This window comes from Pseudomonas sp. RW10S2, from assembly GCF_014268985.1.
In the GTDB taxonomy this organism is placed as follows: Bacteria; Pseudomonadota; Gammaproteobacteria; order Pseudomonadales; family Pseudomonadaceae; genus Aquipseudomonas; species Aquipseudomonas wayambapalatensis.
Genome location: NZ_JABWRO010000027.1, coordinates 1 through 21221, shown reverse-complemented (window position 1 = coordinate 21221; position 21221 = coordinate 1). Strand labels below are relative to the sequence as shown.

At 62.0% G+C, this 21221-nt stretch carries 18 protein-coding genes; 15 read left to right on the top strand and 3 right to left on the bottom strand.

The features are described from left to right. The first annotated feature begins 24 nt into the window (after positions 1 to 24). From HU729_RS08575 to HU729_RS08525, 11 genes are all read left to right on the top strand, one after another. Positions 25 to 2862: an LPS-assembly protein LptD gene (locus tag HU729_RS08575; RefSeq protein WP_186667554.1), complete on the top strand. Its 2838-nt coding sequence runs from the start codon at positions 25 to 27 to the stop codon at positions 2860 to 2862. Beyond that, complete coding sequence (surA, locus tag HU729_RS08570) at positions 2843 to 4162, top strand: peptidylprolyl isomerase SurA (RefSeq protein ID WP_186667553.1); 1320 nt, start codon at positions 2843 to 2845, stop codon at positions 4160 to 4162. Before HU729_RS08575 ends, surA begins: the two co-directional genes overlap by 20 nt. Further along, complete coding sequence (pdxA, locus tag HU729_RS08565) at positions 4159 to 5148, top strand: 4-hydroxythreonine-4-phosphate dehydrogenase PdxA (protein ID WP_186709543.1); 990 nt, start codon at positions 4159 to 4161, stop codon at positions 5146 to 5148. Before surA ends, pdxA begins: the two co-directional genes overlap by 4 nt. Next, a complete protein-coding gene (gene rsmA / locus HU729_RS08560; protein ID WP_186709542.1) occupies positions 5145 to 5945 on the top strand; it encodes a 16S rRNA (adenine(1518)-N(6)/adenine(1519)-N(6))-dimethyltransferase RsmA in 801 nt (266 codons plus the stop codon). The genes pdxA and rsmA overlap by 4 nt, the downstream gene beginning before the upstream one ends. 166 nt (positions 5946 to 6111) lie before the next feature. Beyond that, positions 6112 to 6492 (top strand): Co2+/Mg2+ efflux protein ApaG, encoded by a 381-nt coding sequence (apaG, locus tag HU729_RS08555; RefSeq protein ID WP_186667550.1) that lies wholly within the window; start codon positions 6112 to 6114, stop codon positions 6490 to 6492. Next, on the top strand, positions 6492 to 7358 hold the full coding sequence (locus tag HU729_RS08550; RefSeq protein ID WP_186709541.1) for a symmetrical bis(5'-nucleosyl)-tetraphosphatase: 867 nt from the start codon (positions 6492 to 6494) through the stop codon (positions 7356 to 7358). Before apaG ends, HU729_RS08550 begins: the two co-directional genes overlap by 1 nt. A gap of 14 nt (positions 7359 to 7372) precedes the next feature. Beyond that, positions 7373 to 7702 (top strand): thiosulfate sulfurtransferase GlpE, encoded by a 330-nt coding sequence (glpE, locus tag HU729_RS08545; RefSeq protein WP_186667548.1) that lies wholly within the window; start codon positions 7373 to 7375, stop codon positions 7700 to 7702. Between the two features lie 284 nt (positions 7703 to 7986). After that, positions 7987 to 9909 (top strand): PrkA family serine protein kinase, encoded by a 1923-nt coding sequence (locus HU729_RS08540; protein WP_186667547.1) that lies wholly within the window; start codon positions 7987 to 7989, stop codon positions 9907 to 9909. Positions 9910 to 10038: 129 nt separating this feature from the next. Continuing rightward, positions 10039 to 11310, top strand: coding sequence for a YeaH/YhbH family protein (locus HU729_RS08535; RefSeq protein ID WP_054892216.1), 1272 nt, complete (start codon positions 10039 to 10041; stop codon positions 11308 to 11310). Continuing rightward, positions 11307 to 12875, top strand: a complete 1569-nt coding sequence (locus HU729_RS08530; protein ID WP_186667546.1) for a SpoVR family protein — start codon at positions 11307 to 11309, stop codon at positions 12873 to 12875. The genes HU729_RS08535 and HU729_RS08530 overlap by 4 nt, the downstream gene beginning before the upstream one ends. A gap of 51 nt (positions 12876 to 12926) precedes the next feature. Then, a complete protein-coding gene (locus tag HU729_RS08525) occupies positions 12927 to 14024 on the top strand; it encodes a multifunctional CCA tRNA nucleotidyl transferase/2'3'-cyclic phosphodiesterase/2'nucleotidase/phosphatase (protein ID WP_186709540.1) in 1098 nt (365 codons plus the stop codon). Positions 14025 to 14071: 47 nt separating this feature from the next. Here HU729_RS08525 and folK read toward each other — a convergent pair whose 3' ends face one another. Both folK and folB read right to left on the bottom strand, forming a co-directional pair. Further along, positions 14072 to 14581, bottom strand: a complete 510-nt coding sequence (folK, locus tag HU729_RS08520; RefSeq protein ID WP_186667544.1) for a 2-amino-4-hydroxy-6-hydroxymethyldihydropteridine diphosphokinase — start codon at positions 14579 to 14581, stop codon at positions 14072 to 14074. Further along, positions 14572 to 14928 (bottom strand): dihydroneopterin aldolase, encoded by a 357-nt coding sequence (gene folB / locus HU729_RS08515; RefSeq protein ID WP_186667543.1) that lies wholly within the window; start codon positions 14926 to 14928, stop codon positions 14572 to 14574. Before folB ends, folK begins: the two co-directional genes overlap by 10 nt. 74 nt (positions 14929 to 15002) lie before the next feature. Between folB and plsY the strand changes: the two genes are divergently transcribed. Next, positions 15003 to 15572, top strand: a complete 570-nt coding sequence (gene plsY / locus HU729_RS08510) for a glycerol-3-phosphate 1-O-acyltransferase PlsY (protein WP_186667542.1) — start codon at positions 15003 to 15005, stop codon at positions 15570 to 15572. Between the two features lie 24 nt (positions 15573 to 15596). Here plsY and tsaD read toward each other — a convergent pair whose 3' ends face one another. Beyond that, positions 15597 to 16622: a tRNA (adenosine(37)-N6)-threonylcarbamoyltransferase complex transferase subunit TsaD gene (tsaD, locus tag HU729_RS08505; RefSeq protein ID WP_186709539.1), complete on the bottom strand. Its 1026-nt coding sequence runs from the start codon at positions 16620 to 16622 to the stop codon at positions 15597 to 15599. A gap of 204 nt (positions 16623 to 16826) precedes the next feature. Between tsaD and rpsU the strand changes: the two genes are divergently transcribed. From rpsU to rpoD, 3 genes are all read left to right on the top strand, one after another. Then, positions 16827 to 17042: a 30S ribosomal protein S21 gene (gene rpsU, locus HU729_RS08500; RefSeq protein WP_003255575.1), complete on the top strand. Its 216-nt coding sequence runs from the start codon at positions 16827 to 16829 to the stop codon at positions 17040 to 17042. Between the two features lie 230 nt (positions 17043 to 17272). Continuing rightward, positions 17273 to 19255, top strand: a complete 1983-nt coding sequence (gene dnaG, locus HU729_RS08495; protein ID WP_186709537.1) for a DNA primase — start codon at positions 17273 to 17275, stop codon at positions 19253 to 19255. A 67-nt stretch (positions 19256 to 19322) separates the two neighbouring features. Beyond that, positions 19323 to 21176: an RNA polymerase sigma factor RpoD gene (rpoD, locus tag HU729_RS08490; protein ID WP_054892208.1), complete on the top strand. Its 1854-nt coding sequence runs from the start codon at positions 19323 to 19325 to the stop codon at positions 21174 to 21176. Positions 21177 to 21221: the final 45 nt, after the last annotated feature.

The window sequence follows — 21221 nt, the reverse complement described above, 5'->3', positions numbered from 1 at the left end:
ACGCAGGAAGCCCGGACTAATAAGATGGCATTGAAATCCCCCGCGTTTCGTAGAAAGTTTCCGTTGCTGGTCACTGGCGGTCTGCTGGCCCTGCAACCTCTGGCCACGTCGTACGTGGTGGCTGCCGAGCAGTTCGACTGCCAAGTGTCCGCCTCCGGTGGTTGGGACTGCAAGCCCAAGACTGCAGCCAGCAACTTGCCGCCACGCCCTGTGCACGATGGCGCCGCGCTCAGTGGCGGCACCGAGGCCCAGACCGCCGAGGCGGCTGGCAGTGCCGAGCCCAAGCCGGTACTGGTCACCGAGAGCAAGGGCCGCGGCCTGAAATCGCGCAGCGAAGACTACAGCCATCTGGACTGGGTCCCCCGCGAGAAGCTCACTGCTGCCCAGTTGGCCGAGACCGGCCCGTATTGCGGCGGCGCGTACGTCGAGCCGATCCGTCCGGGCATGAACGACTCCACGCCCAAGGACGAGTCGCCGACCTACCTCAACGCCAAGGTCTCCAAGTACCAGCAGGAGCAGCAGATCGCTACTCTGGCCGGTGACGTGGTCATGCGCCAGGGCAGCATGCAGGCCGAAGCCGACGAAGCCAACCTCTACCAGGCCGAGAACCGTGGCGAGCTCAAGGGCAACGTCAAGATTCGCGACAACGGTACGCTGGTGGTGGGCGACCAGGCCGAGGTCCAGCTCGATACTGGCGAAGCCAAGGTCGACAACGCCGAATACGTGATGCACAAGTCGCACATCCGCGGCTCGGCCCTGTACGCCAAGCGTGCAGAAAACGCCATCATCCGCCTCAAGGACGGTACCTATACCACCTGTGAGCCGGGCAGCAACGCATGGCAGCTCAAGGGCAACAACATCACCCTGAACCCGGCCACCGGCTTCGGTACCGGCACCAACGTCACCCTTCGGGTCAAGGATATTCCGGTGTTCTACACACCGTACATCTACTTCCCGATCGACGACCGTCGCCAGTCCGGCTTCCTGCCGCCGTCGTTCAGCACCAGCAGCGACACCGGCTTCATGCTGGTCACGCCGTACTACTTCAACCTGGCGCCGAACTACGACGCCACCTTGTATCCGCGCTACATGGCCAAGCGCGGCTTGTTGATGGAAGGCGAATTCCGCTACCTGACCAAGTCGAGCGAAGGTCAGTTCGGCGGCGCGTACCTCAACGACGAGGACGACGACCGCAAGCTGCAGACGGACTACAAGAAAGAACGCTGGATGGTCAACTGGCAGCACAAGGGCGGCCTGGATGAGCGCCTGATGACCGAGGTGGACTACACCGACATCAGCGACCCGTTCTACTTCCAGGACCTGGAGTCCGACCAGATCGGCGTGCAGAAGCGTGACTTCATCAACCAGCGCGGCGCCCTGACCTATCGTGGCGACGGTTACACCGCGGGCCTGGCACTGCATGCCTTCGAAATGGCGACCATTTCGCAGATCACTCCGTATGACCGCCTGCCTCAGGTCACCCTGGACGGAGTACTGCCTTTCAATCCGGCTGGACTGCAGTTCACCTACAACACCGAAGCGGTGCGATTCGATCGTGATCTGAAGAACGATCTGGTGTTCAACAAGGACGGGCAGGCAGATGGCTCGCTTGGCTATGTGTTCGACCCAGCGGGCAATATCATTGGGGGCCGTCGTATCGACGAAAGCGTCAGCGGCATCGCCCGCGCCAACGGCACCCGCCTGAATATCGCCCCAGCGATGAGCCTGCCGATGGAAGCCAGCTATGGCTACATCACGCCGAAGCTCAAGTACGCTTACACCAGCTACGATCTCGATCTAGACAGCCAAGGCAAAGCCCAGGCAATCGCTCAGTCGGCAAACCCTGCGTACGGCAGCTACCACAGCTCGCTGAACCGCGACATCCCGATCTTCAGCGTCGACAGCGGCCTGTATTTCGACCGCAATACCTCGTTGTTCGGCACCAACTATCGCCAGACCCTCGAACCACGTCTGTTCTACCTCTATGTCCCTAACAAGGACCAGAAGGACATCCCGCTGTTCGACTCCGGCGAAACCCTGTTCAGCTACGACTCGCTGTTCCGCGATAACCGCTTCAGCGGTATCGACCGTATCGGCGACGAGAACAAGCTGTCGCTGGGCGTGACTACGCGCTGGATCGAGGAAAACGGCTTCGAGCGCCAGCGCTTCAGCATCGGCCAGGCCTACTACTTCGAAGACCGCAAGGTGCAGTTGCCGGGTATCGACTACCGCACCCGCGACGACGCCAAGTCCAATGTTTCGCCCTACGCTCTGGTGTATCAGTACGCCTTCAACCGCGACTGGCGCTTCAACTCGGACTTCAACTGGGATCCGGACAGCCGCAGCACCCGTTCGGGCAGCGCGATGTTCCACTACCAGCCTGAAGACAACCCGAACAAGGTGGTCAACCTCGGTTATCGCTACCGCAACGACACTATTTCGTACGACTCGCTTACCGGCACCTGGAAGGTCGGCGGCGGCGACTACGGCACACCGGGCGATCCGAATTACATCAAGGACTACTACAAGATCCAGCAGCACGATTTCTCGGTCATCTGGCCGATCGTGCCGCAATGGAGCGTCATTGCCCGCTGGCAGCACGACTACAACCGCAACCGCACCCTCGAAGCGATGGGCGGTTTCGAGTACGACAGCTGCTGCTGGAAGCTGCGTCTGATCAACCGCTACTGGCTCGACACCGACGACTTCAGTCAGGCCCTGCCGCAGAACGAAAAGGGCGACCACGGCGTATTCCTGCAGATCGTCCTCAAAGGCCTCGGCGGCGTCGTGGGCAACAAGGTCGAATCGTTCCTGGACCAAGGCATTCAAGGTTACCGTACCCGTGAAGAGCAAGCTTATTGATCGTCTGCGCCCGCTGATGCTGGGCGCCGTAATGCTGAGCGGTGCGGTGCATGCCGCGCCGCAACCCCTGGACCGCGTGGTGGCCATCGTCGACAACGACGTGGTCATGCAAAGCCAGCTGGACCAGCGCGTCCACGAAGTGCAGCAGACCATCGCCAAGCGCGGCGGTGGCGTGCCGCCTGCCGGCGCCCTGGAACAGCAGGTACTGGAACGCCTGATCGTCGAGAACCTGCAACTGCAGATCGGCGAGCGCTCGGGCATTCGCATCACCGACGAAGAACTCAACCAGGCCATCAGCACCATCGCCCAGCGCAACGGCATGTCGCTGGATCAGTTCCGTGCAGCCCTCGCTCACGATGGTCTGTCGTTCGACGACGCCCGTGATCAGGTCAAGCGCGAGATGATCATCAGCCGCGTCCGCCAGCGTCGCGTGGCCGAGCGCATCCAGGTGTCCGAGCAGGAAGTGAAGAACTTCCTTAACTCCGACCTGGGCAAGATGCAGATGTCCGAAGAATACCGCCTGGCCAACATCCTGATCCCGACCCCGGAAAGCGCCAATTCGGACGCCATCCAGGCCGCGGCACGCAGGGCTGGCGAGGTCTACCAGCAACTGCGCCAGGGCGCCGACTTCGGCCAGTTGGCCATCGCCCGCTCGGCCAGCGAAAACGCCCTGGAAGGCGGCGAGATGGGCTGGCGCAAGGCCGGCCAACTGCCACCTGACTTCGCCAAGATGCTCAGCAGCATGGCCATCGGTGACATCACCCAGCCGATTCGCATCCCCAACGGCTTCATCATCCTCAAGCTCGAGGAGAAGCGCGGTGGCAGCGAAAGCGTACTGCGCGACGAAGTCCATGTCCGTCACATCCTGATCAAGCCCAGCGAGATCCGCAGCGATGCGGCGACCGAGCAACTGGCCGAACGCCTGTACGATCGCATCAAGAACGGCGAAGACTTCGCCCAACTGGCGAAAAGCTTCTCGGAAGATCCAGGTTCCGCACTCAACGGCGGCGACCTGAACTGGGTCGACCCGAACAGCCTGGTACCGGAATTCCGCGAGCAGATGGCCAACGCCCAGCAAGGCGTAGTGACCAAACCGTTCCGCACCCAGTACGGCTGGCATGTTCTGGAAGTACTCGGCCGTCGCGCCACCGACAGTACCGAACAGGCCCGCGAGCAGCAGGCGCTGAACGTACTGCGCAACCGTAAATACGACGAAGAGCTGCAGACCTGGCTGCGCCAGATCCGCGACGAAGCCTACGTTGAGATCAAGCTGCCTGGCGCCGACCAGGCGACCCAGTGAAGCCCCTGCGCTTCGCCGTCACCCCCGGTGAGCCAGCCGGCATAGGTCCAGACCTGTGCCTGCTGCTCGCCGCAGAGCCTCAGCCGCACCCCCTGATCGCCATCACCAGCCGTGACCTGCTCGCCGAGCGGGCCGCGCAGCTGGGGCTGGCGGTTGTGCTGCTGCCGGTCTCGCCGGATGCCTGGCCAGACCGACCAGCACCCGCAGGCAGTCTTTACGTGTGGGACACACCGCTCGCAACGCCTGTAACTGCCGGCCAACTGGACTCACGCAACGCAGCCTTCGTCCTGCAGACCCTGACCCGCGCGGGCCAAGGTTGCCTGGACGGCGACTTCGCCGGGATGATCACCGCCCCGGTACACAAGGGCGTGATCAACGAGAGCGGTATCGCCTTCTCCGGGCATACCGAATTCCTCGCCGACCTCACCCAGACAGCCCAGGTGGTGATGATGCTCGCCACCCACGGTCTGCGTGTTGCGCTGGTAACGACGCACCTGCCGCTGCGCGACATCGCCGACGCTATCACCGCCGAACGCCTGGAGCGCGTCACGCGCATCCTGCATGCCGACCTGCACGACAAGTTCGGCATCACCCAACCACGCATCCTGGTCTGCGGCCTCAACCCGCATGCCGGCGAAGGCGGCCACCTTGGCCGCGAAGAAATCGACATCATCGAGCCCGCGCTCGAGCGCCTGCGCGCCGAGGGCATGGACCTGCGCGGTCCGTTGCCGGCCGATACCCTGTTTACCCCCAAATATCTGGAGCACTGCGACGCAGTGCTGGCGATGTACCACGACCAAGGCCTGCCCGTACTCAAGTACAAGGGCTTCGGCGCCGCAGTCAACGTGACGCTTGGCCTGCCGATCATCCGCACCTCGGTCGATCACGGCACCGCCCTGGACCTGGCCGGCAGCGGCAAGGTCGACACCGGCAGCCTGCGCGTCGCCCTGGAAACCGCCTACCAGATGGCCGAGAACCGACCATGAACGAGCACTACCAACACCGGGCGCGCAAGCGCTTCGGCCAGAACTTCCTGCACGACGCCGGCATCATCGACCGCATCCTGCGGGCGATCAACGCCAAGGCTGGCGAGCACCTGCTGGAGATCGGCCCGGGCCAGGGCGCCCTGACCGAGGGCCTGCTGGGCAGCGGCGCGCAACTCGACGTGGTCGAGCTGGACAAGGACCTGGTCCCCATCCTCCAGCACAAGTTCGCCGATCGCGACAATTTCCGCCTGCATCAAGGCGATGCCCTGAAGTTCGACTTCAATACCCTGGGCGTGCCGCCGCGCAGCCTGAAAGTGGTCGGCAACCTGCCCTACAACATCTCCACGCCACTGATCTTCCACCTGCTGGCTCACGCCGGACTGATCGGCGACATGCATTTCATGCTGCAGAAAGAAGTGGTCGAGCGCATGGCCGCAGGCCCGGGCGGCGGGGACTGGGGGCGCCTGTCGATCATGGTGCAGTACCACTGCCGTGTGGAACACCTGTTCAATGTGGGCCCTGGCGCGTTCAATCCGCCACCGAAAGTGGACTCGGCCATTGTCCGCCTGGTGCCGCACGAAGTGCTGCCGCACCCGGCCAAGGATCCGAAACTGCTCGAGCAAGTGGTGCGCGAAGCCTTCAACCAGCGCCGCAAGACCCTGCGCAACACACTCAAGGGGTTGCTCGACAGCCAAGCCATCGAAGCGGCTGGCGTCGATGGCAGCCTGCGCCCAGAACAGCTGGACCTGGCGGCCTTCGTGCGTCTGGCTGATCAACTGGCACTGCAGCAAGGCTGACCCGGCCTTTTCTGCCCCTTCGCGGGCAACCCGTCCCCCTCGTGGGAGCGGGTTTACCCGCGAAGCACCCAACACCGATGACAGTGCCCACCGCTGGCTCTCTCCCCTCTCAATGGCCTAGACTGCGACAATCGCGTTAATGCTCCCGTTCGCCCAAGGCCCTTGCATGTCCGACCCCCGCTACCAGATCGACGTCAGCGTCGTGACCCGCTTCCTCAAAGAGCAATCCGACCCCGATAACAACCGTTTCGCTTTCGCCTACACCATCACGGTGTCGAACAACGGCACACTCAAGGCCAAGCTGATGGCCCGCCACTGGCTGATCACCAATGGTGACGGCACTGTCGAGGAAGTCCGCGGCGATGGCGTCATCGGCCAACAACCGACCATCGCCCCCGGGCAAAGCCATACCTACAGCAGCGGCGCAGTCATCAGCACCCGTGTCGGCACCATGCAGGGCAGCTATCAGATGTTCGCCGAAGACGGTAAGCGCTTCGACGCCGAGATCGCACCGTTCCGCCTGGCCGTGCCTGGAGCCCTGCACTGATGGCCACCTACGCCGTCGGTGACCTGCAAGGCTGCCTGCAACCGCTCAAATGCCTGCTCGAACGCGTCAACTTCGATCCCAAGGCCGATCGCCTGTGGCTGGTGGGCGACCTGGTCAACCGCGGCCCGGAATCGCTCGAAACCCTGCGCTACCTCCATGCGATCCGCGGGTCGCTGGTTTGCGTACTCGGCAACCATGACCTGCACTTGCTCGCAGCCTGGCAGAACATCGAGCGCCTGAAGAAAAGCGACACCCTGCGCGAGATCATCGAAGCGCCAGACGCCGACCAGTTGCTTGACTGGCTGCGTCGGCAGAAGCTGCTGCATTACGACGAGGCCCGGGGCATCGCCATGGCCCACGCCGGCATCCCACCCCAGTGGACACTGGGCAAGGCCCTGGAACTGGCAGCAGAGGTGGAAGAGGTGCTGCGCGACGACAACCGGCTCAAGCTCTACCTCGACGGCATGTATGGCAACGAACCGAACAAGTGGAGCAAGAACCTCAGCGGCGTCGAGCGCCTGCGGGTCATCACCAACTACTTCACCCGCATGCGTTTCTGCACCGCCGACGGCAAGCTCGACCTCAAGAGCAAGGAAGGCCTGGACAGCGCCCCCAAAGGCTACAAGCCCTGGTACGCCCACAAGGATCGTCGCTCGCGCCACGTGAAGATCATCTTCGGCCATTGGGCCGCCCTCGAAGGCAAGGTCGACGAGCCGGGCGTCATCGCCCTGGACACCGGTTGCGTGTGGGGCGGCGCCATGACCCTGTACAACCTGGACAGCGGCGAATACCACCGCTGCGACTGCACCGACGAAGGCACCGTACGTACGGCGCCTGAAACCACTAGAATCAACGATCAAACCTGAAGGAAAGCGTACCCATGAGCGAATTCAAGCGCATCCCCCCGGAACAGGCCCTGGCCTTGCGTGCACAAGGTGCGGTGGTGGTCGACATTCGCGATCCCCAGGCCTTCGCTGCCGGCCACATCACCGGTGCCCGGCACCTGGACAACCACTCGGTGGCCGACTTCATCCGCAACGCCGACCTCGACGCCCCGACGCTGGTGGTCTGCTATCACGGTAATTCCAGCCAGAGTGCCGCCGCCTACCTGGTAGGCCAGGGCTTCTCGGACGTCTACAGCGTCGACGGCGGCTTCGAGCTGTGGCGCGCCACCTATCCGGCCGAAACCGCCCAAGGCAGCGCCGAATAATTTTTTTCATTTCCCCTCAAGCCCGCGCAACCAGCGGGCTTGCGCCTTACCTGACGAACGGTCGAAAGCAACTTCTCGGCCCCTCGCCCTTGACCTTGCGTATTACCAACTATCCTTAAGCGCAGGCCATCCAAAAAAGGGGAGAGCCGGTACACCGGCGTGCGGGTCATCGGTAGCGTTCCAAGGTGTTCTGGGGGGTAAACAGCAATCGGTGAAAGCCGCTTGCATGCCAGCATCAGCTGACTGATCCGGCGTCGTCTCCACGTATCGAGCGAGGTGACGTCATGAGCATTTTTAGCCACTTCCAACAACGTTTCGAGTCAACGCGCCAGGAAGAACTCTCGCTGCAGGAGTACCTCGAGCTGTGCAAAGAGGATCGCAGTGCCTACGCATCGGCCGCTGAACGGCTGTTGCTGGCAATCGGTGAGCCGGAACTGATCGACACCTCAAGCAACTCCAGACTGTCGCGCATCTTCTCCAACAAGGTGATCCGCCGGTATCCGGCCTTTGCCGACTTCCATGGCATGGAAGAGTGCATCGACCAGATCGTGTCCTACTTCCGCCACGCCGCCCAAGGCCTGGAAGAGAAGAAACAGATCCTCTATCTGCTGGGCCCGGTAGGTGGCGGTAAATCATCGCTGGCCGAAAAACTCAAGCAGCTGATGGAGAAAGTGCCGTTCTACGCCATCAAGGACTCGCCCGTGTTCGAGTCGCCATTGGGCCTATTCAATGCCACCGAAGACGGCGCCATTCTCGAAGAGGAGTACGGCATCTCGCGGCGCTACCTGAACACCATCATGTCGCCCTGGGCAACCAAGCGCCTGCAGGAGTTCGGCGGCGACATCAGCAAGTTCAAGGTAGTCAAGCTCTACCCTTCGATCCTCAACCAGATCGCCATCGCCAAGACCGAACCCGGCGACGAGAACAACCAGGACATCTCGGCGCTGGTCGGCAAGGTGGATATCCGCAAGCTCGAAGAATTCCCGCAGAACGACGCCGACGCCTACAGCTACTCGGGTGCGCTGTGCCGGGCCAACCAGGGCCTGATGGAGTTCGTCGAGATGTTCAAGGCACCGATCAAGGTCCTGCACCCCTTGCTCACCGCCACCCAGGAAGGCAACTACAACAGCACCGAGGGCCTTGGGGCGATCCCCTATTCCGGCATCCTGCTGGCCCACTCCAACGAGTCGGAATGGCATACCTTCCGCAACAACAAGAACAACGAGGCGTTCATCGACCGGATCTACATCGTCAAGGTGCCCTACTGCCTGCGGGTCAGCGACGAGATCAAGATCTACGACAAGCTACTGGTCAACAGCTCGCTGTCCAAGGCCCATTGCGCGCCAGACACCCTCAAGATGCTCGCCCAGTTCACCGTACTCTCGCGCCTGAAAGAGCCGGAAAACTCGAATATCTACTCGAAAATGCGCGTGTATGACGGCGAAAACCTCAAGGACACCGATCCCAAGGCCAAGTCGATCCAGGAGTACCGCGATGCCGCTGGCGTCGACGAAGGCATGAATGGCCTGTCGACCCGCTTCGCGTTCAAGATCCTTTCCAAGGTGTTCAACTTCGACCCGCACGAAGTGGCGGCCAACCCGGTGCACCTGCTCTATGTGCTCGAGCAGCAGATCGAACAGGAGCAATTCCCGGCCGAAGTACGCGAACGCTACCTGCGTTATCTCAAGGAGTACCTGGCGCCGCGCTACATCGAGTTCATCGGCAAGGAAATCCAGACTGCCTACCTGGAGTCCTACAGCGAATACGGCCAGAACATCTTCGACCGCTACGTGCTGTACGCCGACTTCTGGATCCAGGACCAGGAATACCGCGACCCGGAAACCGGCGAAATCCTCAACCGCATCGCCCTCAACGAAGAACTGGAGAAGATCGAGAAACCGGCCGGCATCAGCAATCCGAAGGACTTCCGCAACGAGATCGTCAACTTCGTGCTGCGCGCCCGCGCCAACAACAATGGCAAGAACCCAAGCTGGCTGAGCTACGAGAAACTGCGGGTGGTGATCGAGAAGAAAATGTTCTCCAACACCGAAGACCTGCTGCCAGTCATCAGCTTCAACGCCAAGGCAAGCAAGGAAGACCAGAAGAAGCACAACGACTTCGTCACCCGGATGGTGGAACGTGGCTACACCGACAAACAGGTTCGCCTGCTGTCGGAATGGTACCTGCGGGTCAGGAAATCGCAATAAAGCGACAAGCTGTCAGCCACAGGCTGCAAGCTGCATGGCGCAACCGTCAGGTCTGCGCCTCGGCTTGCGGTGCTGGTGGCTGTTTTGTCTCGCAGCTTGACGCTTGCAGCTGCTCTTAGCGGAGGCACCATGAGCTACGTAATCGACCGACGCCTGAACGGCAAGAACAAGAGCACGGTCAACCGCCAGCGTTTTTTGCGCCGGTACCGTGAGCACATCAAGAAGGCCGTCGAAGAGGCGGTGAGCCGCCGCTCCATCATGGACATGGAGCATGGTGAGCAGATCAGCATCCCCGGGCGCGATATCGACGAACCGGTGCTGCACCACGGCCGTGGCGGCAAGCAGACCATCGTTCATCCGGGCAACAAGGAATTCACAGCAGGCGAACATATCGCTCGTCCGCAAGGCGGTGGTGGCGGTGGCGGGCGCGGCAAGGCCGGTAATTCCGGCGAGGGCATGGACGAATTCGTCTTCCAGATCACCCAGGAAGAGTTCCTCGAATTCATGTTCGAAGACCTGGAGCTGCCCAACCTGGTCAAGCGTCACCTGACCGGCGCCGACACCTTCAAGACCGTACGCGCGGGTATCGCCAACGAGGGCAACCCGTCACGCATCAACATCGTGCGCACACTGCGCTCGGCCCATGCCCGACGCATCGCCCTGACCGGCAGCAGCCGCGGCCTGCTGCGCGCAGCGCAAAAGGAACTGGAGCGGCTGAAAGTCGAGGAACCCGACAATTTCACCGACATCCAGGAGGTCGAGGCCGAGATCGTACGCCTCAAGGCGCGCATCAACCGCCTGCCCTTCCTCGACACCTTCGACCTGAAATACAACCTGCTGGTCAAGCAGCCCAACCCCAGTTCCAAGGCAGTGATGTTCTGCCTGATGGACGTCTCGGGCTCCATGACCCAGGCCACCAAGGATATCGCCAAGCGGTTCTTCATCCTCCTGTACCTGTTCCTCAAGCGCAACTACGAACGCATCGAGGTGGTGTTCATACGCCATCACACCAGCGCCCGCGAAGTGGATGAAGAAGAGTTCTTCTATTCGCGCGAGACCGGCGGCACCATCGTCTCCAGCGCCCTGAAGATGATGCAGGAGATCATGGCCGAGCGTTATCCGGCCAGCGACTGGAACATCTATGCCGCCCAGGCGTCGGATGGCGACAACTGGAACGACGACTCCCCCATCTGCCGCGATATCCTGACCAAGCAGATCATGCCGCACGTGCAGTACTACACTTATGTCGAGATCACCCCCCGTGAGCATCAGGCACTGTGGTACGAGTACGAACGTATCGGCGAAGCGTTTCCCGACACCTTCGCCCAGCAACAGTTGGTCTCGGCCGGTGACATCTACCCGGTCTTCCGTGAACTCTTCCAGCGCAGGTTAGCCACATGACCGCCAGAGCACAGAGACGCCAACCCATTTCCACCGGCTCGGAATGGACCTTCGAGCTGATCCAGACCTACGACCGGGAAATCAGCCGCCTGGCCGCGCGCTATGCGCTGGATACCTATCCCAACCAGATCGAGGTGATCACTGCCGAACAGATGATGGACGCCTACGCCTCGGTGGGCATGCCGTTGGGGTATCACCACTGGTCCTACGGCAAACAATTCCTCAGCACCGAAAAGTCCTACAGCCGTGGACAGATGGGCCTGGCCTACGAAATCGTCATCAACTCCGACCCCTGCATCGCCTACCTGATGGAAGAAAACACCATCTGCATGCAGGCGCTGGTGATCGCCCACGCCTGCTACGGGCACAACAGCTTCTTCAAGGGCAACTACCTGTTCCGCACCTGGACCGACGCCAGCTCGATCATCGACTACCTGGTGTTTGCCAAGCAGTACATCGCCCAGTGCGAGGAACGCCACGGCATCGATGCCGTGGAAGACCTCATCGACTCCTGCCATGCCCTGATGAACTACGGCGTCGACCGCTACAAGCGGCCCTACCCCATCTCCGCCGAGGAAGAACGCCGGCGCCAGAAGGAGCGCGAGGAACACCTGCAGCGGCAGATCAACGACCTGTGGCGCACCATCCCCAAGGGCACGGAAAAGGGCAGCGACAGGGACGACGCGCGTTTCCCCGCCGAACCCCAGGAAAACATCCTGTACTTCATCGAGAAACACGCGCCATTGCTCGAGCCCTGGCAGCGTGAGGTCGTGAGAATCGTGCGCAAGATCGCACAGTACTTCTACCCGCAGCGCCAGACCCAGGTGATGAACGAAGGCTGGGCGACCTTCTGGCACTACACCCTGATGAACGACCTGTACGACGAAGGCCTGGTCACTGACGGTTTCATGATGGAGTTCCTGCAGTCGCACACCAGCGTGGTGTTCCAGCCCGGCTTCGACAGCCCCTACTACAGCGGCATCAACCCCTATGCCCTGGGCTTTGCCATGTACACGGACATTCGCCGCATGTGCGAGCACCCGACGGAAGAAGATCGTCGCTGGTTCCCGGAAATCGCCGGCAGCGATTGGTTGTCGACCATCAAATTCGCCATGAGCAGCTTCAAGGACGAGAGCTTCATCCTTCAGTACCTTTCCCCCAAGGTGATCCGCGACCTCAAGCTGTTCAGCATTCTCGACGACGACCAACGCGACGACCTGCTGGTGCCAGCGATTCACGACGAGGCAGGCTATCGCACCATCCGCGAACAACTCGCGGCGCAGTACAACCTGGGCAACCGCGAGCCCAACGTGCAGATCTGGAGCATCGATCGCCGTGGCGATCGCTCGCTCACCCTGCGCCACCAGCAGCACAACCGCAAACCGCTGGGCGACTCCACCGAGGAAGTGCTCAAGCACCTGCACCGCCTGTGGGGCTTCGACATCCACCTGGAAACCGTACAGGGCGATCAGGTGATGAAGACCCACCACATGCCGCCCCGCGGCGAGCATGGAGAGCCAGGCGACTACGGCCGCATGGACCTCGCCGTCATCCACCACCTCTGAGACCTCGTGACTGCCGACAAGGTATGCTGTCGGCAGTCACGGAGGTTGTACATGCACATCTATAAAGTTGGCGGCGCGGTTCGCGACCGTCTGCTCGGGCGCCCGGTCAGCGATATCGACTGGCTGGTGGTCGGCGCTACGGTCGAAGAGATGCAGGCTCAGGGCTTTCGCCCGGTAGGCGCGGATTTCCCCGTCTTCATCCACCCGAAAACCGGCGAGGAATACGCCCTGGCGCGCACCGAGCGCAAGAGCGGTCGCGGCTATGGCGGATTCACCTTTCACGCCAGCCCCGAAGTCACACTCGAGGAAGATCTGATACGCCGCGACCTGACCATCAATGCGATGGCCGAGGATGACCAAGGCAACCTGTACGACCCCTACCATGGCAAAGTTGATCTGGATAAGCGCATTCTTCGCCATGTTTCCCCGGCGTTTGCCGAAGATCCTCTGCGCGTACTGCGCGTTGCCCGCTTTGCCGCCCGCTATGCGCCGCTCGGTTTTCAGGTTGCCGACGACACCCTCGAGCTCATGCGCCAGATCACCGAGTCAGGTGAGCTGCAGGCATTGACGGCCGAACGCAGCTGGAAGGAGATCGAACGGGCGTTACTGGAAAGCGAGCCGCAGGTGTTTATCCAGGTGCTGCGTGAATGTGGCGCCCTGAAGGAGCTCATGCCCGAACTGGAGCATAACGCGGGCACGTTGGCGGCGCTGCGCCAGGCAGCCCGGCATCAGCAGCCTTTGGCCGTGCGCTGGGCATGCCTGTTGCGCGGCCTGGAGCCAGCGCAGATCAAGGCGCTGAACCAACGCTTCAAGGCGCCGCGGGAATGCCAGGAACTGGCCGTGCTGGTAGGGGAATTTGCCAGGCAGGCTGACGACGCCTTGCAGCTAACGCCTGTGGAACTGCTGGAGATGTTGCAGAAGTTCGACGTTTATCGAAGGCCACAGCGGTTCGAGGACTTCATCGCTGCGTGTGCGATGTCGCAGGGTGATACGGATTATCCACAGGCCGATTATCTGCGCGGGGCTGCGGCAGCAGCGCGGTCGGTGGATGTGAAGCCGCTGGTGGAGGCGGGGCTCACCGGCCAGGGCCTGGGGGAGGCACTCAAAGGCCAACGCCTGAAAGCGCTCGTGGCTTACCGAGCCAGCTGACTCGACCGGCCTTCTCGCGGGTTTGCCCGCGAAGAGGTCGGCAAGGCTTACGCAGGCGTCAGTTGCAACCCACGCCACTCGAAGTCGATCGGCGCCAACACCTGATCGATCTGCGCTTCCTGCCACAACTGCGCCATGCTTTTCCCCGCCCCCGGATGCACCAGCTCCGGCGCCAGCAACGACAGCGGCCACAGCACGAAGGCATTCTTCAGGATCTCGGCCCGAGGCAACACCAGCCCATCGAACGTGCCGTGCAGATCGTCATACATCAATACGTCTATATCCAGCGGCAAGCCCTTGCGCCCCGGGGCATAGCGCCCGTTGTCCGCCTCGATGAACTTGAGTCGGCGATCCAGCTCCATCAGGGGCAGGTCGGTCTTGCCCGTGACCACGAAGTTGATGAACGGCCCGCTCTTGATCCCCACCGCCTGGCTCTCGAACGCCGGCGAACAGCGCATGTCACCAAGAAAGAGCGCCAGCGCATCGAGCCCGGCGCACAGATGCCGGTAGCGGTCGATATTGCTGCCCAGCCCCAGGTAAACCGTGCTCAGAGACATCCGCGCTCGATCTCCACGCCCACGCCACCCCGGGCCGCAGGTACGGCACCGGGCTTGGTCAGTTTCAACCGCATCCACGGAATGTCGAACTCTTCCATCAAGGTCGCCGCCAGGCGCTCGGCAAAGGTTTCCACCAGCTCGAAGCGCGACTGTTCGGCAAAGGCCTGGATACGTGCCGAGACACTGGCGTAGTCCAACGCCAGGCTGAGGTCGTCACCGGCCGCCGCCGGGCGGTTGTCCCAGGCAAAACTCAGGTCCAGGCGCAGGCACTGGCGAATATCCCGCTCCCAGTCATAGGCACCGATGACGGTATCGACTTCCAGTCCCTCGATGAACACTCTGTCCAAGCACTTCTCTCCACAGCACGACAAGGGCGACTGGCGCCGTTAGAATCAGGGCGTCCCCGCCCGGAATAGTTAGCATGTTTTGGTTATTGGCGCTGCTCGCCTACCTGCTCGGCTCGCTGTCCTTCGCCATTGTCCTGAGCCGCCTCAGTGGCAACCCCGACCCGCGCTCCAGCGGCTCGGGCAACGCCGGCGCGACCAACATGCTGCGCCTGGCAGGCCGCAAGCTGGCCATCCTCACCTTGCTCGGCGACCTGTGCAAGGGTTTGCTGCCCGTGCTGCTGGCGAGCCTTGCCGGCCTGAGCCTGCAGGCCCAGGCCTGGATAGGCCTGTGCGCCGTGATCGGCCACCTGTTTCCGCTGTACTTCCGCTTCCAGGGCGGCAAGGGCGTCGCCACTGCGGCGGGCATGCTCATGGGCCTGTACTTCCCCGCCGCGCTGCTGGCGATCGGCGCCTGGCTGCTGACCTTCTACCTCACCCGCACCAGCTCGCTGGCGGCCTTGATCGCCACGCCGCTGACCCTGCCGCTGCTGGCCTGGCGCGAACCGGCCGCGCTGCTGCCAATGACGGTGCTGACAGTACTTATAGTCTGGCGACACCGTAGCAACCTGCGCGACCTGTTTGCCGGCCGCGAACGACATTTCTGAATCACTCGCGGGAAAAACTCTGCCTCACAGCGGCGGCAACTGCTCCATGGGCCAACGCGCCTGCACACTGATCGCCAGATCCTGCTGCTGCCCGGCCAACAGGCGCTGGCAGCCGGCGTAGGCAATCATCGCGCCGTTGTCGGTGCAGAACTTCGGACGCGCGTAATACACATTGCCCTTGATGCTCGCGAGCATGTCCTCGAGCGATGCCCGCAGCGCCTTGTTGGCGCTCACGCCACCGGCGATGACCAGGCGCTTGAGGCCAGTCTGCTTGAGGGCACGCTTGCACTTGATGGTCAGAGTCTCCACCACCGCCTGCTGGAATGCCAGCGACAGGTCGCAACGGGTTTGCTCGCTGTCGTCACCGGCATTGCGGCACTGCTGCCAGGTGTTCAGGGCGAAGGTCTTGAGGCCACTGAAGCTGAACTCAAGCCCCGGGCGATCGGTCATCGGCCGCGGGAATACGAAGCGTCCGGGCGTACCTTGCTCGGCCAGGCGAGCGATCTCGGGGCCGCCGGGATAATTCAGACCGATCAGCTTGGCCGTCTTGTCGAAGGCCTCGCCTGCCGCGTCATCCAGGCTTTCACCCAGAAGCGCGTACTGGCCGATGCCATCGACCTGCACCAACTGCGTGTGACCACCGGATACCAGCAAGGCGACGAACGGGAACTGCGGCGGCTGCTCTTCGAGCATCGGCGCCAGCAGGTGGCCTTCCATATGGTGAACGCCAATTGCCGGAATGTCCCAGGCGAACGCCAGCGCCTGTGCACAGGAGGCGCCAACCAGCAGCGCACCGACCAGGCCGGGGCCTGCGGTGTAGGCAATGGCGTCGATGTCGGCGGCGATGCAGCCGGCTTCATCCAGCACTTCGCGAATCAACGGCAGCATGCGCTTGACGTGATCGCGCGAGGCGAGCTCGGGCACCACGCCGCCGTAGACGCGGTGCAGGTCGATCTGGCTGAACAGCGCATCGGCCAGCAGGCCGCGCTCACTGTCGTATAATGCGACGCCAGTTTCGTCGCAGGATGTTTCCAATCCCAGTACTAGCATGGGTCCGTGCCTTGTGGAGGCTGAATTCGAAGCCGCGCATTCTAGTCCCCGTGCAGAGTGCCGACCAGCGGTTTTCGATCAGAGGCTTTGCATTCCGCCACGCTAAGGGTTAACATCCGCAACCCTTGAAAACCGACGTTCTCCAGCACACCTTTGTTTTGCCAGGAGCACGTCTACCCCGGTAATGAATTAAGGTAGCCCTGGATGCCAGCCGTCAAAGTTAAAGAGAACGAACCCTTCGACGTAGCTCTGCGTCGTTTCAAGCGCTCCTGCGAAAAAGCCGGTGTACTGGCTGAAGTTCGTAGCCGCGAGTTTTACGAGAAGCCGACCGCCGAGCGTAAGCGCAAAGCTGCTGCCGCTGTTAAGCGTCACGCCAAGAAAGTTCAGCGCGAACAGCGCCGCGCCGTTCGTCTGTACTAATACAGACGTTCTACGCAAAGCTTCTGCCCAGCCCGGCCTAGTGCCGGGCTAATGGCAGTTGTCGCTTCACTCCCTCGGTCATGTGCCTTGGGCGCCCCGGCAAACGCCCATGGGCAGAATTCACACGCCTCACCAGAATGCCCGATGCGGCAGGTGAAACGCAGACACGCATCTCCCTTGTTGCTCTCTCCAGCGATTAGACTTGCCAGTAGCCAGATAACGAGACTGCCATGGCCGGGCTGATTCCCCAGAGTTTCATCGACGACCTCCTCAACCGCACCGACATTGTCGACGTGGTGAGTTCGCGCATCCAACTGAAGAAGACCGGCAAGAACCACTCGGCCTGCTGCCCGTTCCACAAGGAAAAGACGCCGTCCTTCACCGTCAGCCCCGACAAGCAGTTCTACTACTGCTTCGGCTGTGGCGCCGGGGGCAACGCCCTGGGCTTCATCATGGACCACGACAACCTGGACTTCCCCCAGGCGGTCGAGGAACTGGCCCGCGCCGCAGGCATGGAAGTGCCGCGCGAAGAGGGACGACGCGGACAAAAGCCGCGCCAGCCCACTGATTCGCCGCTGTACCCGCTGCTCGAAGCGGCTGCAGAGTTCTATCGCCAGGCGCTGCGCAACCATCCGACACGCAAGGCAGCGGTCGAGTACCTGAAGGGCCGCGGCCTGTCTGGCGAAATTGCCCGTGATTTCGGCCTGGGTTTCGCCCCGCCGGGCTGGGACAACCTGTTCAAGCACCTTGGCGCCGACACCCTGCAACAGAAGGTGATGATCGACGCCGGCCTGCTGATCGAGAACGCCGAGACCGGCAAGCGCTACGATCGCTTCCGCGATCGGGTCATGTTCCCGATCCGCGACAGTCGAGGCCGGGTGATCGCCTTCGGCGGGCGCGTGCTGGGCGATGACAAGCCCAAGTACCTGAACTCCCCGGAAACCCCGGTGTTCCACAAGGGCCAGGAACTGTACGGGCTGTTCGAGGCACGCAAGCACAACCGCAACCTCGACGAAATCATCGTGGTCGAGGGCTACATGGATGTGATCGCCCTCGCCCAGCAAGGCCTGCGCAACGCCGTGGCCACCCTTGGCACCGCGACCAGCGAAGAGCACCTCAAACGCCTGTTCCGCGTGGTGCCCAACGTGCTGTTCTGCTTCGACGGCGACCAGGCCGGGCGCAAGGCGGCCTGGCGCGCACTGGAGGCCACCCTGGCGAACCTGCAGGATGGCAGGCGTGCGCGCTTCCTGTTCCTGCCCGAAGGGGAAGATCCGGATACGCTGGTCCGCGCCGAAGGCACCGACGCCTTCCAGGCCCGCATCCATCAGCACGCCCAGCCGCTCGCCGACTATTTCTTCGAGCAACTGGCCAGCGAAGCCGACCCACGCTCGCTGGAAGGCAAGGCCCACATGGCGACCCTGGCTGCACCGTTGATCGAAAAGATTCCGGGCGCCAATCTGCGTCAGTTAATGCGCAATCGCTTGAAGGAAATTACTGGTCTTGATGTCCAACAAATGGAGCAGTTGGCGCAGAATACGCCCGCACCCAGCGTACCGGACTATGATCCAGGCTATGACTACGATGCCATGGCCAGCTACACGCCGGACTTCAGTGAACAGCATTACGACTACGCCCCCACCCAGCAGGAGCAGCGCCCCTGGACACCCAACAAGGGGGGTGGCAAGAAGCCCTGGGATGGCAATGGCAAGCCTTGGGACAAGAACCGCAAGGGCGGCAAGGGCTGGCAGCGCGACGAAGCGCCTCCACGCACACCGGCACCGGTCGAACCCCCGGCGCTCGCGGCCTTGCGCACATTGCTGCACCATCCGCTGCTGGCCGGAAAGGTCGAGGACGCGAGCCATTTCGCCGACGAAGAACATCTTTACAGCCAGTTGCTGGTGGCCCTGATCGAAGCCGTGCAGAAGAATCCTGGGCTAAGCTCCATGCAGCTGATCGCACGCTGGCACGGCACCGAACAGGGGCGTCTGTTGCGGGCGCTGGCAGAGAAGGAATGGCTGATCGATGCCGATAACCTTGAACAACAGTTTTTCGACACCATAACTAGCTTGTCAGCCCGCCAGCGCGAGCGAAGCTTGGAACATCTGCTCAGGAAAGCACGTCAAAGTGAGTTGAGCACCGAGGAAAAATCCCAGTTGCTCGCCCTGCTCAGCAGGAATGTTCCCGCACAAACCCCGACCTCATCTGGCGCGTGAGGTCCATGCTCGGGTATAATCCTCGGCTTGTTTTTTGCCCGCCAAGACCTTCAGTGGATAGGGTGTTATGTCCGGAAAAGCGCAACAGCAATCTCGTATCAAAGAGTTGATCACCCGCGGTCGTGAGCAGGGCTACCTGACTTACGCGGAGGTCAACGACCACCTGCCTGAGGATATTTCAGATCCGGAACAGGTGGAAGACATCATCCGCATGATCAACGACATGGGGATCAACGTATTCGAGAGTGCTCCGGATGCGGATGCCCTGTTGTTGGCGGAAGCCGACACCGACGAAGCCGCAGCCGAAGAAGCCGCCGCAGCGTTGGCGGCCGTTGAAACCGATATCGGCCGCACGACCGACCCGGTACGCATGTACATGCGTGAAATGGGTACCGTCGAGCTCCTGACCCGCGAAGGCGAGATCGAAATCGCCAAGCGCATCGAGGAAGGTATCCGCGAAGTCATGGGCGCCATCGCCCACTTCCCGGGCACCGTCGATCACATTCTCGGCGAGTACGACCGTGTAACGACCGAAGGCGGCCGTCTGTCGGACGTTCTCAGCGGCTACATCGACCCTGACGACAATATCGCCGCGCCTACCGAAGAAGTACCGATCCCAGGCGCCAAGACTGCAGCGGCGAAGGAAGAGTCGGAGGACGAAGAAGAAGGCGACGAAAACAGCGACGACAGCGAGGAAGAGGGCGAAAGCGGCCCCGATCCAGAAGTTGCCCGTCAGCGTTTCGGCGCCGTCTCCGATCAGCTCCAGGCCACCAACAAGGTCTTGAAGAAGCATGGTCGCAGTGGCAAGGAAAGCGTTGCGGCGCTCCAGGCCCTGGCCGATCTGTTCATGCCGATCAAGCTGGTGCCCAAGCAGTTCGACGTGCTCGTCGAGCGTGTCCGCGGTGCCCTTGACCGCCTGCGTCAGCAGGAGCGCGCGATCATGCAACTGTGCGTGCGTGATGCCCGCATGCCGCGTGCCGACTTCCTGCGCCTGTTCCCGAGCAACGAGACCGACCAGACCTGGAGCGGTGACCTCGCCAAGCGCAGCACCAAGTGGGCCGCCGCCCTGGGTGAGAAGGACGCCGCGATCGTCGCCTGCCAGCAGAAGCTGATCGACCTTGAGACCGAGACCGGCCTGACCGTCGCGGAAATCAAAGAGATCAACCGTCGCATGTCGATCGGCGAGGCGAAAGCCCGTCGCGCCAAGAAAGAAATGGTCGAGGCGAACCTGCGTCTGGTGATCTCCATCGCCAAGAAGTACACCAACCGCGGCCTGCAGTTCCTCGACCTGATCCAGGAAGGCAACATCGGCCTGATGAAGGCGGTGGACAAGTTCGAATACCGTCGTGGCTACAAGTTCTCGACCTACGCCACCTGGTGGATCCGCCAGGCGATCACCCGTTCGATCGCCGACCAGGCGCGCACCATCCGGATTCCGGTGCACATGATCGAGACGATCAACAAGCTCAACCGTATTTCCCGGCAGATGCTGCAGGAAATGGGTCGCGAACCGACCCCGGAAGAGCTGGGTGAGCGCATGGAAATGCCTGAGGACAAGATCCGCAAGGTATTGAAGATCGCCAAAGAGCCGATCTCCATGGAAACCCCGATCGGCGACGACGAAGATTCGCATCTGGGCGACTTCATCGAGGACTCCACCATGCAGTCCCCGATCGACGTGGCCACGGTCGAAAGCCTCAAGGAAGCCACTCGCGACGTGCTCTCGGGCCTGACCGCACGCGAAGCCAAGGTGCTGCGCATGCGTTTCGGTATCGACATGAACACCGACCACACACTTGAAGAAGTCGGCAAACAGTTCGACGTGACCCGCGAGCGGATCCGTCAGATTGAAGCCAAGGCGTTGCGCAAGCTGCGCCACCCGACGCGAAGCGAGCATCTTCGCTCCTTCCTCGACGAGTGATGACGAACCCCGGCCCAGGCCGGGGGTTTTCATGGGCGACAAAAA